Genomic DNA, 13,399 nt, shown 5'->3' on the forward strand with positions numbered 1-13,399 from the left:
ATTCAATCTTCAACAATTATAGTTAGTAACTACATAAAATACAAGCAAGTCTAGTAATATTGTTAACACATTCCAGAATAATTAAAGAAAAAAGAGCTCATCTCAGCTCTTAAAAATTAGTCTGTCTTTTTTATATTTACTAAGCAATCATATAAAGTACTTCCCTGCCCATTATCTGAAACATCATCTGGTGTTAGCAGATTAACTGAACCACCAAATTTATGCCACTGCCCTTCATCAACATTAATTGTATTGGCATGTGCTTTCTTCAGTATTTTCACATCACCAGTCAGCTTTCCACGATCATTAAAAATGGTTACTTTATCTCCATCTGCTAATTGTTTTTCTTTTGCAATATCTTCTGAAACTTCTATTTTAACAGTTTGCATTCCTTCTATAAGAAGATAATGCTGAGAATGATTGGATCGTAGAGGGTGAATCGATAAAAGCTGGTACGGATATTTTTCAGCTAATCCAGGGTTTGAAATTGTTGATTCCTTTGGATAAATATATTGTGGTTTTCCTTCTAATTCTTTGTTAAACCCCAGCTCAGATGTAAATTCAAATTTACCACTTGGAGTTGAAAACTTCTTTGTTTCCCAAGGAACATGGTTTACAGGCAATGGAACACGTTTTTCTTCTTTTAATCGATCAAGCGTTATTCCTTTATCACATAAATGAAATTGTTGCCATTTCTAAATACTCATCTCGCGTATAAGAAAATTCTCTTCCAAATCCAAGTCTTTCCGCTAATTCTGTCCATATCCACAAATCTGACTTTGCTTCACCTGGTGGTTCAACTAGCTTTTCTCCATAGTTTACATAGTGGTGATACATGGATGCATAATAAATATCTTCTTCCTCAAAAACTGTGGTTGTTGGTAATACATAGTCCGCTAATTCAGCTGTATCTGTTAAAAAATGGTCAATGACAACAACTGTATCGACGGATTGAAAAGCTCTTATTATTTTGTTTGAGTCAGGAACTTGTACTAACGGATTGCCGCAGGTTACAATGATCATTTTTATCTTAGGATCCATTGCTTCTAATACGCCATCTGCCTGTTTCATCATTGAAAATGTTCTAGTTGATGTAGCCTTTTCAGGTAATGTTAAAGCCTGCACATTAAAGTTTTTACCAACCTGGATATTTCCAAAATTGGCTCCACCACCTGGAATACCAACATTCCCACTGATTGCAACTAGTGCGTCAATTAACCGAATTGTATTTCCACCATTAGAATACCTTTGCATTCCTAAACCTAAATAAGTTGTAGTAGGTCCATACGCATATAATTCAGCAATATATTTTATATCTTCAAAGGAGATTTCAGCTTGTCCCAAAATTTCCTCTAAAGTAAAGTGATTTAATAGTGAAATTAGATCTTCATAACCAACTGTATAGTTCTTAATAAACTCTACATCTTGTTTATTTTCACTAATTAAATATTTCATAACTCCAATTGCAACTAAACCATCCATTCCTGGCTTAATAGAAATATAGTGGTCGGAAATTTTTGCTGTTGCGTTATAAATTGGATCAATTACCGTAATTGTACTGCCACGCTTTTTCGCATCTTGCAACTGTTGAAACAAATGCATATTTGTTCTAGCAACATTTCTTCCCAAATAACGATATGTTTGCTATGAAAAATATCATCTGGTGCATGGCTGTCGGAACTTCCGAAATCCCAAATTTGTGCTTCAATTCCAGATCCCCAGCAAATACTTCCTACTAAAGAAGTTGCTCCGCCAAAACTGTTAAAAAAGCGTTTATCAAGATTTTTTAATAATCCATTATTCGCATAATCATGGCTGTGTAAAACAGAAGCAGGCCCAAAATTTTGCTTTAGTTCCTTCATCTTTTCAGCAATTTCATCAAGTGCTTGTTTCCATGAAATCTCTTGAAATATACCGTTCACTTTTTTTAGAGGAACTGTTAAGCGTTCTTTAGAATTAGTTTTCGTCTCAAGCATTCTTCCTCTACCACATATCTTGCCTTTGGTAATTGGATGATCTTTGTCTCCTTCAACCTTGATGACCTTGCCATCCTCAACTGTAACCTCAAACCCGCAGCTATCCCAGCAGTTCAAAGGGCAAGATGATTTAAATACTTGCTTCATATTCATTTCCCCTCAATTTACTCAGCAGATTCCTCATGTTTTATGAGAATTTTCTTTAGTTTTCTTGAAAACTCTCGACGTGGGATCATAACACTATGGTCACAACCTAAGCATTTAATTCTAATGTCCATTCCCATTCTAATGATTTTCCACTCATTTGTACCACAAGGGTGCTGTTTTTTCATTTCAACAACATCATTTAAAGCGAAATCTTTTTCCATAAGGTTCTACCTCCATTTCTTAACTCACTTCATCTTTTCTGTTATACATCACGACACGTGGATAAGGAATTTCGATACCTTTTTCATCTAACCTCATTTTAATGTCTTTTCTTAACATTCTTCCAATATGGAAGTGACGCATTGGTTCAACTTCACATGTTACACGAAGAACAACCTCTGAAGCACCAAGCATTTGAACACCTAATAATTCAGGTGGAGCAACTATATCTTCATATTTATCAGGAACTTCTATTAAGAGCTCTTGAATGACTCGCTCCGCTTCTGGGATATCACTTTCATAAGCAATACTAATATCTACAACGGCAATACTATTATTTATAGAGAAGTTTGTTACCTCTATAATGCTTCCATTTGGTAATATATGAATTTCGCCTGTCCAACTCTTTATTTTTGTTGTACGAAGTCCAATTTCTTCAACTGTTCCTTCAAAGGTTGAAATTCGGATAAAATCACCAACAGAGAATTGATCTTCAAAAATAATAAAAAAGCCTGTAATAATATCTTTTACTAAGCTTTGAGCACCAAACCCCACTGCCAATCCAACAATACCGGCCCCTGCAAGCAACGCACCTACATTAAGACCAAATGTTTCAAGCACCATAATGATCGCAATAAAGTAAATAACGTAAGTGAGGATATTTTCGAGTAACTTTGAAAGAGTATTTTCTCTTCTCTCAGAAATTCTAATTGGTGATTTTCCACGGAATAGAAACACCTTTGTAATGGCTAATTTACCAATTCGTATAAAGATGGTTGAGACAATCAAGATTAATAAAATTTGTAAAAATCCTTTTCCAATTGTAATCCATAATTCAGCATTCGTTAAATAATTTACTGCATCGTTCCACATATCTTGTAAAATTTTCAATACGATCACCCTTTACTAAGTAACAATTTATTATAAAAGAGCAACTACTATTTTCATAGCCATTATACTCTATTCCAAAAGAAATATCTTTTGGAAAACTTCATTATATATTACGTTTATTCTTTTGAAATTCGGGATATATCCCAAATTTTATACCTCTCCTACACATACGAAAGGCTGACTCTACTCAAATTTTTATCTTTAAGGAGTCAGCCATAACATCATTTTGTTCTATAACGATTTAAGATTGGATAAAGCAAAATGGTAACGAGTAAATAAAGATTAATTAATCCATATAAAGGATATAGGATGCCCACTAGATTTGCAAAGCCAAAACGCGTGAAAGGCAGCATGGCTAAAACGAGAATTAATGCTATTAGCCAAAATGGAACCTTTAATATTTGCTTAAATCGCGAGGCAAGTCCAAAAATCCCCGATACAGCGGTTGTATAAATTGCCAGCCATAACATGACAGACATAAAAAGGAAAAATCCAAATGGTGATCCTTTTAATACAGCGAAGAGCGGAATTTCATACTCTGTTAAATAATCAGCCATTTGAATGAGTGTTTCATTATAAACAAATGAGATTGTTCCTAATATAACTCCACTTCCAATACTGGCGACTTTCGCTTCCTTAAGACTTTTAATTTCTTTTCCAATTGCAGATAATACTGCAATCAATGGCAAAATATTTAAAGCTGTAAATGTAAATGCTGCTGGCCAATTATACTGTTCATTTAAATCCAATACCCATGAATGATGATGGGAAATATTAAATGATAATAATGCATAAAACAGTCCAAAGACAAGCATGGGAATAATGATGGAATTCAGTTTAATGATTCCATTTGAACTGCCTACAAACAACAATACTAGTAATACTGCAAACAGCGTAATACCTACCCAGTATGGAATGGAAAAGGCTTCAAGCGTTGCTCCTCCTCCAGCAATCATGACGATTGTTGTTGTAAATAAATACAACACAATTAAAAAGTCATATACATAAGAAAGTTTCTTACCAACTAATCTTTCTAGGATTGGAAAAAAGTGATCAGATTGAGTCTCATAACTAATTTTCATAATCACATAGACAGCTATGATAAAGATCACCGTAAAAATTACGATAGCTAGTCCGCTCTCAAAGCCGAAAAACTGCCAGAGTTCTCTTCCTGATGCATATCCTGCTCCAATAATTGTTCCTAAAATCAAAAACATCCATTTAAAACCTGAATTCATTTTTCTCACCTCTTAAGGCTGTCCTATTTACAACGAGCATGTATAGAATTGAACATTTCTCCGTATACTGTTACTACTATGACGTGGGAGTGAATTCTATGAATCTTAAATCAGGTCTTTTTCATTCAGATAAAAATCAAGAACGTATTCATTATGAGGATCAGGACGCAACACAGCTAGTTTCAACCACCCTTTTAGATCATTTGCCAAAACTTTATTTCAAGCCAATTGTTTTTGTTTGTATTGGAACAGATCGATCAACGGGTGATAGTTTAGGTCCACTAATTGGTACGTCCTTAAATAAAGAATTGTCCCATTTCCATGTCTATGGAACTCTTAAAGATCCAGTACACGCTGTAAATCTAAAAGAAACGCTTGAAACCATCAATGAAAAACATCGAAATCCATTTATTATTGCGATTGATGCTTGTTTAGGAAGAATGAAAAGTGTTGGATTCATGGAAATTGCAAAAGGATCAATAAAACCTGGAGCAGGTGTGAACAAAGAATTACCAGCAGTAGGTGATATGCATATCACCGGCATTGTGAACATAAGTGGCTATATGGAGTTCCTCGTGTTACAAAATACACGCCTTCACTTAGTAATGAGTATGGCGGACATTATTTCTAATGGAATCATTGAAGCAGAAAAGATTTATCTAGAAAAGAAAATTTCTGTTAGAAGAAAATGGTTGGCAAGTGAGGATTCTGCTATTAATTAAAACTTTCTTCTTACATACAGAAATACACTGCATATCTCATGCAGTGTATTAAGTATTTCCTTTTAAAAATGATGCTGGACTAGAACAATAGCAGTAATAACTAAAATACCTGGTAGTAGGTTTGCTACTCTGATTTGTTTTAAGCCTAGAATATTAATTCCTATAGCTATGATCATAACCCCACCTATAGAAGTCAGTTCAGCTATTAATCTTTCTAATAACTCATCTGATAAAAACTGATGAATAACATTTGCAAAAAGAGCAATTCCTCCTTGATAAAGAAATACTGGTATAGAGGAAAACAATACTCCTATTCCAAGAGTACTGGCCAAAATCATACTTGTGAATCCATCGATCATTGACTTTGTTAATAAAACAGCATGGTCTTGACGTAAACCACTGTCTAATGCACCAATGATTGCCATTGCACCTACAAGAAAGATTAATGTAGCAGTAACAAAACCTTGTGCTATATTACCCGTTTCTGATTTCCCTAACTTTCTTTCCAACATATTTCCTACTGACTGGAGATGATTTTCAATCCTTAACCACTCTCCTATAACAGTTCCAAGCACAAGGCTAACAATAACAATGAAGAAATCCTCACTTTTTAAGGCCATGCTAATCCCCAGTACAACTACAGAAAGACCTATGGCCATCATTACCGTTTCTTTCATTTGTTCAGGAATTCTTCTTAGTAGAAGACCAATAAGGGTTCCTACAATAATAGCTAGTGCATTCACAATACTTCCAAATAAAACCATACCTGCTAAATCCCCTCTTTTTAAACATAGATACATATTAATGAATTCAAAGAAAAAAGTGCAAAGAAAAAGACTGACTACTAAGCCAGCTCTAAAGGAAATCTGTTTATTGTTGCTGTTGTTCTAGCAATTCTAAAATGCGATCTAAATCATCTTGAGAAAAGAATTCTATTTCAATCTTTCCTTTTTTCTTCTGCTTTTTTATCGTAACGGACGTTCCGAAATATTCTTGTAAAAATGATTCTCTTTCTTTTATAAATACATCTTTTTCAGGCTTTTTCTTTTTCGTTTCACGTGAAACATTACTATTTAGCTGTTGGATAAGTTGCTCTAGTTGACGAACATTTAAATGTTCTCGGATAATTTTTTCAACTAGTGCATTTAATTTTTCTTTGTTTTTTAATCCAAGTAAAGTTCGACCATGCCCCATAGATAATTTACCTTCAGCTATTAATTGCTGAATTTGATCTGGCAATGTTAGGAGTCTAACATGGTTAGCAATATGTGGTCTGCTTTTTCCTAGCCTTTTTGCTAATGCTTCTTGAGTTAGGTCTAAATGCTCCATTAGCTTTTGGTATGCTTGGGCTTCTTCAATTGGACTTAAATCTTCACGTTGTAAATTTTCTAAAAGCGCGAGCTCCATCATTTGTTGTTCTGTTAACTCTCTTACAACAGCAGGAATAACTGTTAGCTCTGCCGCTTTTGCTGCACGAAATCTTCTTTCCCCAACAACAATTTCAAAGCCTTTAATACTTTTCCTCACAATAATAGGTTGCAGGACACCATGCTGTAAAATGGATTCTTTTAATTCATTAATAGCATCTTCTTCAAATATTTTACGTGGTTGATAAGGATTTGGGCGAATCTCATGTATGTTGATTTCTTGAATAGATTCTTCCTTTTCGACCTCCATGTTAGTGAAGAGAGCATTAATACCTTTTCCTAAACCTCTAGCCATTTACAACCACTTCCTTTGCCAAATCTAAATAAACTTCTGCTCCTCTAGATCTTGGATCATAAATGATAATTGGTTGTCCGTGACTTGGTGCCTCGCTTAAGCGAATATTTCTTGGAATGATAGTTTTATAAACCTTGTCCTGAAAATATTTTTTCACTTCATCAATGACTTGAATACCTAGATTTGTTCTTGCATCTAGCATTGTTAATAAAACACCTTCTATTGTAAGATCAGTGTTTAAATGCTTTTGTACAAGTCTGACAGTATTTAATAATTGGCTCAATCCCTCAAGCGCATAATATTCACATTGTACCGGTATTAACACGGCATCTGATGCTGTTAGGGCATTAATGGTGAGCAATCCTAATGATGGTGGACAGTCAATCACCATATAATCATACTGATCTTTTACAGCTTCAAGTGCCCTTTTGAGTCTAACCTCTCTAGAGATTGTTGGTACAAGTTCTATTTCAGCCCCAGCTAACTGTATCGTGGCTGGAATAATATCAAGATTTTCTACAGCTGTAGATTTTATAACGCCCTTTGCATCTACATCATCTACTAAAATATCATAAATACAATGGGCAACATCAGCTTTTTCAATGCCAATCCCGCTCGTTGCATTACCTTGTGGGTCAACATCGACGAGAAGAACTCGTTTCCCAATGTATGCTAAGCAAGCTCCTAAATTTACGGATGTGGTTGTTTTTCCAACACCACCTTTTTGGTTTGCAATCGCAATAATTTTCCCCACGATGTCACCTACTTTCATCTTCTAATCTATTGTTAAAATTTTACAGTAAAGAAAAAAGCATAAAAGTGAACCCATCTAGTTGTTCCTGAAGATAGCTACTAGATGAATAGATTTCTTTCTTTTATTTTACAACATTCTACAAATAGTTACTTTAAATCATTTTTTTATTTTATCATGAAAAATGGATGAAGGGTTTGAATTTTTTTGTATTTATGTAAAATAGTAAATTCTACTAATTAAAATTCATTTTTATCATTATAAAGAGATATCTTCCTAGGAGAATTGGGTAAGGGAGGATGTGATCACCATAATATGTGTTCATTGCTAATTAATCATTCCACAATGGTTAACATTTCTTTTATCGAATCTAGTACAAAGAAAAAAGGCCTGACAAAAAGCCAGTACCTAACAGCCATATGTGGAATAGATAATAGTTTGTTAAAATAGTTATTATTCAATATTATTTTGGAATTTTAATTGTGAATTGGATATACTCATCAAATTCTTCTTCTTCCGTATTTAATTTTACGCCACTGTCAGCTACCATTGTTAGGGATTGACGAATTGTATTCATAGCAATTCTTGTATCTCTACTAAATGCTTTACGCTTTGGTTTTGGTTTTGCATTATTTTTTTCAAGTAGCTTGACTACCCTATCTTCTGTTTGCTTAACATTCAATTGTTTTTCAACAATTTCCTCTAACAGTGTAATTTGTAGCTGTTGATCTTTTAATGGAATTAGTGCACGTGCATGACGTTCAGTGATTGCTTTTTGAAGTAATGCCTCCTGGACTTCTTCAGGAAGCTTTAACAAACGCAGCTTATTTGCTATAGTTGATTGACCTTTACCAAGTCTTTGGCTAATGCTTCTTGAGTTAAGTCATGTAATTCTAGTAACTTAGCATAAGCAACTGCTTCCTCTATTGAAGATAACTCTTCCCTTTGAAGGTTTTCTATTAAAGCAACACTAGCTGTTTCCGTATCGTTGAAATCCTTTACAATTGCAGGTATCTCTTCCCAACCTAAAGTCTGTACAGCACGCCAGCGTCTTTCACCTGCAATCAACTCAAATTTACCACCTATTTCTCGGACAACAATAGGTTGAATAATTCCATGAGTACGAATTGTTAAGGCCAATTCTTCAATCTTTTCATTTGAAAAAACGGTACGTGGCTGGAAGCGGTTAGGAGTAATATCCTTAATTGGAATCTTTTTAACCTCTTCCCTTATTTCTTCTGCTGTATCTTCTTGTTCAACTTCCTCTACTTCCTCTACTACGATTTGATTACCTTGTTCTTTTTCTCCCAAACCGAAAAAGCGAGAAAATGGATGCTTCATGAGCCTACACCACCTTTTAAAACTACCAATTTAAATATTCTATTTCTCTTACATTATTTCCTGCAAAATACTCAAAAGTTCGAGTAAATGTTTCACATGAAACATCTACTCGATTGGAAGTTTATTTGGCGTTCCAGGCTTTCGAGGATATTTTTTAGGAGTACTTTTTTCTTTTTCAATAATTAAGATTGTTCTCTCACTTTCCTCTAAAGGCAGTTCAAATGAGTGAATTTCTTGCACTTTACCACCTAATACGGTAACGGCCTTTTTACCGGCCTCAAGTTCCTCCTGTGCTGCTGCCCCTTTCATGGCAATGAAGTATCCATCCTTTTTTGCTAAAGGAATACATAATTCACTTAGAACAGATAGCCTCGCAACAGCCCTGGCTGTGACAACATCATATGTTTCCCGAACCTGTTTATTTTGACCAAACGTTTCAGCTCGATCATGAAATAATTGCACTGAATTTAGTCCTAATTCTTTTGATAAATGCGATAAAAAAGTAATTCTTTTTTGTAAAGAGTCAACAATTGATACCTTTAAATGAGGAAAACAAATGTTTAAAGGAATACTTGGAAATCCAGCTCCTGCACCTACATCACATATACTTAGTGGCTTAGAGAAATCAAAATAAAATGCTGCAGAGATAGAATCATAAAAATGTTTTAAATACACGTCATTTTTGTCTGTAATTGACGTTAAATTCATTTTTTCATTCCACTCTACTAAGAGCTTAAAATATAACTCAAATTGGTCCATCTGCTGCTGAGAAAGAGAAATCCCCTTCTCAGCCAAGCTTGATTGAAATAATGCTGTATCCATATTCATAACCTTTCTGTTAAAGATTGGTTTTATAACAGTAATTATTGATTTGAAACTCTGGCAATTCTTCCTTGTTCTAGGTATACCAATAATATTGAAATATCAGCTGGGTTTACTCCAGAAATACGTGAAGCTTGCGCAACTGATAATGGTCTAACTTCCTTAAGCTTTTGACGTGCTTCTGAAGCTAAGCCATTAATATCATCATAATCAATATTTTCAGGGATTTTTTTGTTTTCCATTTTCTTAAGCTTTTCAACTTGTTGTAAGGATTTTTCAATATATCCCTCATATTTGATTTGTATTTCTACCTGCTCTGCAACATCTGAATCCACTTCTGTTTCTGATGGTACAAGCTGAGCGATATGCTCATAGTTCATTTCAGGTCGTTTTAATAAATCAGCTGCTTTTATGCCATCTTTAAGCTCACTGCCACCGACAGAGAGAATGAGATTTTGCGTTTCTTGATTTGGTTTAATAATAACAGATGCTAGGCGTTGCTTTTCTTCTTCAATTGCTTGCCTTTTAGTCGTGAATTTTTCAAAACGTTCATCAGAAATCAACCCGATTTTCTTTCCTGTTTCAGTTAAGCGTAAATCGGCATTATCATGTCTTAATAATAATCGATATTCTGCTCTTGATGTTAATAAACGATATGGCTCACTAGTGCCTTTTGTCACAAGGTCATCGATAAGTACGCCAATATAAGCATCCGAGCGACTTAAAATCACTTCTTCTTTTTCAATAGCCTTTTGTGCAGCATTAATTCCAGCCATTAATCCTTGACCGGCAGCTTCTTCATAACCGGAAGTTCCGTTAATTTGGCCTGCTGTATATAGAGAAGTAATCTTTTTCGTTTCTAAAGTTGGCCATAATTGAGTTGGGACAATGGCATCGTATTCAATTGCATATCCAGCTCTCACCATTTGAACCTTTTCAAGTCCAGGAATTGTTTTTAAAATTTGCTGTTGAACATCTTCCGGTAAACTTGTTGATAGCCCCTGCACATATACTTCTTGTGTATTTCTACCTTCTGGCTCTAAAAAGATTTGATGACGCGGTTTATCATTAAAGCGTACAACTTTATCCTCAATAGATGGACAATAACGAGGTCCTGTGCCTTTGATCATTCCCGAATACATAGGAGAACGATGTAAATTATCATCAATAATTTTATGAGTTTCTCCACTCGTATACGTTAACCAGCAAGGTAGCTGATCTGTAATGTATTTTGTTGTTTCATAAGAAAATGCACGTGGCACTTCATCTCCGGGTTGAATTTCTGTTTTGCTATAGTCAATCGAATGACTATTTACTCGTGGAGGTGTTCCTGTTTTGAAACGAACCAAATCAAAGCCCAATTCTTGTAAATGCTCTGATAGCTTAATTGAAGGCTGCTGATTGTTTGGCCCACTTGAGTATTTTAATTCTCCTAGAATAATTTCTCCTCGTAAAAAAGTACCTGTTGTTAATACAACTGCTTTCGCAGAATATTCAGCTCCAGTTTGAGTAACCACACCTTTACAAACACCGTCTTCAACGATTAACCGATCAACCATTCCTTGTAGCAGTGTAAGGTTACGTTCATTTTCCATCGTTTTTTTCATTTCGTGTTGATATGAAAACTTATCTGCTTGTGCACGAAGCGCTCGAACAGCTGGGCCTTTACCAGTGTTTAGCATTCTCATTTGGATATGGGTTTTGTCGATGTTTTTCCCCATTTCTCCGCCTAAAGCATCAATTTCACGAACAACAATCCCTTTTGCTGGTCCACCAACAGATGGATTACATGGCATAAATGCAACCATATCCAGATTAATGGTAATGACGAGAGTTTTTGCTCCCATTCTTGCTGATGCAAGTGCTGATTCACACCCTGCATGTCCAGCTCCTACAACAATGACATCATAATCTCCTGCATGATACGTCATAGAGGAACCTCCTTTATTTAAAAAATATCTAATTTATTTCCCTAAACAGAACTGAGAAAACAGTTGATCAATTAAGCTTTCATGAACTGCATCTCCTATTATTTCCCCAAGCTGTTCCCAACAACGGGTTAAATCAATTTGTACAATATCAATTGGAACTCCTGCTTCTATACCTGTTAATGCATCATTAATAGAAGTTTCGGCAGCTGTTAATAGGGCAATATGTCTTGAGTTTGAAACATATGTTAAGTCTCCGCTTTGGACATTTCCTTCAAAGAATAATGCACTTATCGCTTCTTCCAATGCATCTATTCCCTGTTCTTCTAATAGTGATGTTGTAACAACAGGCCTTCCCGCTGCTTGCTCCTTCACCTTTTGAAGATCAATTTTTTGGTCCAAGTCCGTTTTATTAACAATAACGATAATATCCATTCCTTTTACGGCTTCAAAAAGCTGAACATCTTCTTGAGAAAGTTCTTCGTTGTAATTTAAAACTAGTAAAATAAGATCTGCTTCTTTAAGTACTTTTCTCGAACGTTCAACACCAATACGTTCTACAATATCTTCTGTTTCACGTATTCCAGCTGTATCAACTAATCGTAAAGGAACACCTCTTACATTGACGTATTCTTCTATAACATCTCTTGTTGTTCCAGGGATATCCGTAACAATTGCTTTATTTTCATGAACTAGGCTATTTAATAAAGATGACTTCCCAACGTTTGGTCGTCCTATTATAACAGTAGACAAGCCTTCTCTAAGAATCTTCCCTTGCTGTGATGTTTTCAATAACTTACTGATTTCATTTTTTACAAATGTAGCTTTTTCAACAAGCATTTGATGAGTCATTTCCTCAACATCATCATATTCAGGATAATCAATATTGACTTCAACATGTGCTAGTGTTTCTAGAATCTCCTGTCTTAGCTTCTGAACAAGCTTTGACAGTTTTCCTTCCATTTGCCCTAAAGCCACATTCATTGCCCGATCCGTTTTTGCTCGTATTAAGTCCATTACAGCCTCAGCTTGAGACAAATCAATCCGACCATTCAAAAAGGCTCTCTTTGTAAACTCTCCTGGCTCTGCTAGTCTTGCACCATGTTGGATGACTAACTGCAGTACCCGGTTCACTGTAACAATTCCACCGTGACAGTTTATCTCTACTATATCTTCTCTCGTAAATGTCTTTGGTCCCCTCATTAAAGACAACATGACTTCTTCTACAACTTGACCTGTTTTTGGGTCTACAATATGTCCGTAATGGATCGTATGGGAGTCAACCTTTGTTAACCTTTTATTCGAAGGAGCCTTAAATAGTCGATCAGCAATTTCAATTGCTTCCTCACCACTTAACCGGACAATGGCAATAGCTCCTTCTCCTAAAGGTGTCGATATCGCTGCGATTGTATCTAACTCCATCGCTACGACCACCTCTCTCTTTCATTTATGTAAAATTTCTTCCTCTTAAAATGCGGTCAATTTTTTAAAGATAGCACATTTCGTTTTCTTTAGAAAGCGAAATTACCTCATTTTATCCACAATTATTTATCCACTCTCTTCATACCTTTCTCTATTTTAACTTATCCACATGTTAATAACAATATTTGATGAATTTGAAATATTTTATGGAGTGCCTGGC

At 35.1% G+C, this 13,399-nt stretch carries 10 protein-coding genes and 2 pseudogenes; 1 reads left to right on the forward strand and 11 read right to left on the reverse strand.

Annotation, left to right across the window (positions count from 1 at the left end; all coding sequences use genetic code 11):
* Positions 1-116: 116 nt before the first annotated feature.
* The 4 genes and pseudogenes from MVE64_RS13405 to MVE64_RS13420 form a co-directional block, all read right to left on the reverse strand.
* Positions 117-2,123 (reverse strand): annotated as a pseudogene (locus MVE64_RS13405) (molybdopterin-dependent oxidoreductase).
* Positions 2,124-2,140: 17 nt separating this feature from the next.
* Positions 2,141-2,344 (reverse strand): DUF951 domain-containing protein, encoded by a 204-nt coding sequence (locus MVE64_RS13410; protein WP_098797611.1) that lies wholly within the window; start codon positions 2,342-2,344, stop codon positions 2,141-2,143.
* A gap of 19 nt (positions 2,345-2,363) precedes the next feature.
* Positions 2,364-3,215: a mechanosensitive ion channel family protein gene (locus tag MVE64_RS13415; RefSeq protein ID WP_247347051.1), complete on the reverse strand. Its 852-nt coding sequence runs from the start codon at positions 3,213-3,215 to the stop codon at positions 2,364-2,366.
* A gap of 239 nt (positions 3,216-3,454) precedes the next feature.
* Entirely contained in the window at positions 3,455-4,471 is a 1,017-nt protein-coding gene (locus MVE64_RS13420) for a YkvI family membrane protein (RefSeq protein WP_247338967.1), read from the reverse strand.
* Between the two features lie 98 nt (positions 4,472-4,569).
* Here MVE64_RS13420 and yyaC point away from each other — a divergent pair, with 98 nt between their 5' ends.
* The gene (gene yyaC / locus MVE64_RS13425) at positions 4,570-5,193 is read left to right on the forward strand and encodes a spore protease YyaC (RefSeq protein WP_247338969.1); all 624 of its coding nucleotides are present in this window, start codon (positions 4,570-4,572) and stop codon (positions 5,191-5,193) included.
* Between the two features lie 62 nt (positions 5,194-5,255).
* Here the strand turns inward: yyaC and MVE64_RS13430 are convergent, their stop codons facing one another.
* The 7 genes and pseudogenes from MVE64_RS13430 to mnmE all read right to left on the reverse strand — a co-directional run bounded on the left by MVE64_RS13430 (position 5,256) and on the right by mnmE (position 13,179).
* Positions 5,256-5,957: a DUF554 domain-containing protein gene (locus tag MVE64_RS13430; protein ID WP_098797614.1), complete on the reverse strand. Its 702-nt coding sequence runs from the start codon at positions 5,955-5,957 to the stop codon at positions 5,256-5,258.
* 106 nt (positions 5,958-6,063) lie between these two features.
* Positions 6,064-6,915, reverse strand: coding sequence for a ParB/RepB/Spo0J family partition protein (locus MVE64_RS13435; protein WP_247338970.1), 852 nt, complete (start codon positions 6,913-6,915; stop codon positions 6,064-6,066).
* A complete protein-coding gene (locus tag MVE64_RS13440; RefSeq protein ID WP_247338972.1) occupies positions 6,908-7,669 on the reverse strand; it encodes a ParA family protein in 762 nt (253 codons plus the stop codon). Before MVE64_RS13440 ends, MVE64_RS13435 begins: the two co-directional genes overlap by 8 nt.
* Positions 7,670-8,129: 460 nt before the next feature.
* Positions 8,130-9,007 (reverse strand): annotated as a pseudogene (gene noc / locus MVE64_RS13445) (nucleoid occlusion protein).
* A gap of 105 nt (positions 9,008-9,112) precedes the next feature.
* On the reverse strand, positions 9,113-9,829 hold the full coding sequence (gene rsmG / locus MVE64_RS13450; RefSeq protein WP_098797618.1) for a 16S rRNA (guanine(527)-N(7))-methyltransferase RsmG: 717 nt from the start codon (positions 9,827-9,829) through the stop codon (positions 9,113-9,115).
* 41 nt (positions 9,830-9,870) lie between these two features.
* Positions 9,871-11,760, reverse strand: a complete 1,890-nt coding sequence (mnmG, locus tag MVE64_RS13455; protein WP_247338974.1) for a tRNA uridine-5-carboxymethylaminomethyl(34) synthesis enzyme MnmG — start codon at positions 11,758-11,760, stop codon at positions 9,871-9,873.
* 33 nt (positions 11,761-11,793) lie between these two features.
* Positions 11,794-13,179, reverse strand: a complete 1,386-nt coding sequence (gene mnmE, locus MVE64_RS13460; RefSeq protein WP_247338976.1) for a tRNA uridine-5-carboxymethylaminomethyl(34) synthesis GTPase MnmE — start codon at positions 13,177-13,179, stop codon at positions 11,794-11,796.
* Positions 13,180-13,399: the final 220 nt, after the last annotated feature.

Origin of the sequence: Metabacillus endolithicus (assembly GCF_023078335.1) — a bacterium.
GTDB lineage: Bacteria > Bacillota > Bacilli > Bacillales > Bacillaceae > Metabacillus > Metabacillus endolithicus.

Coding starts and splice junctions, on each gene's coding strand:
- MVE64_RS13410 (WP_098797611.1), bottom strand. CDS start 2,344: ATGGAAAAAGATTTCGCTTTAAATGATGTTGTTGAAATGAAAAAACAG.
- MVE64_RS13415 (WP_247347051.1), bottom strand. CDS start 3,215: ATGTGGAACGATGCAGTAAATTATTTAACGAATGCTGAATTATGGATT.
- MVE64_RS13420 (WP_247338967.1), bottom strand. CDS start 4,471: ATGAATTCAGGTTTTAAATGGATGTTTTTGATTTTAGGAACAATTATT.
- yyaC (WP_247338969.1), top strand. CDS start 4,570: ATGAATCTTAAATCAGGTCTTTTTCATTCAGATAAAAATCAAGAACGT.
- MVE64_RS13430 (WP_098797614.1), bottom strand. CDS start 5,957: ATGGTTTTATTTGGAAGTATTGTGAATGCACTAGCTATTATTGTAGGA.
- MVE64_RS13435 (WP_247338970.1), bottom strand. CDS start 6,915: ATGGCTAGAGGTTTAGGAAAAGGTATTAATGCTCTCTTCACTAACATG.
- rsmG (WP_098797618.1), bottom strand. CDS start 9,829: ATGGATACAGCATTATTTCAATCAAGCTTGGCTGAGAAGGGGATTTCT.
- mnmG (WP_247338974.1), bottom strand. CDS start 11,760: ATGACGTATCATGCAGGAGATTATGATGTCATTGTTGTAGGAGCTGGA.
- mnmE (WP_247338976.1), bottom strand. CDS start 13,179: ATGGAGTTAGATACAATCGCAGCGATATCGACACCTTTAGGAGAAGGA.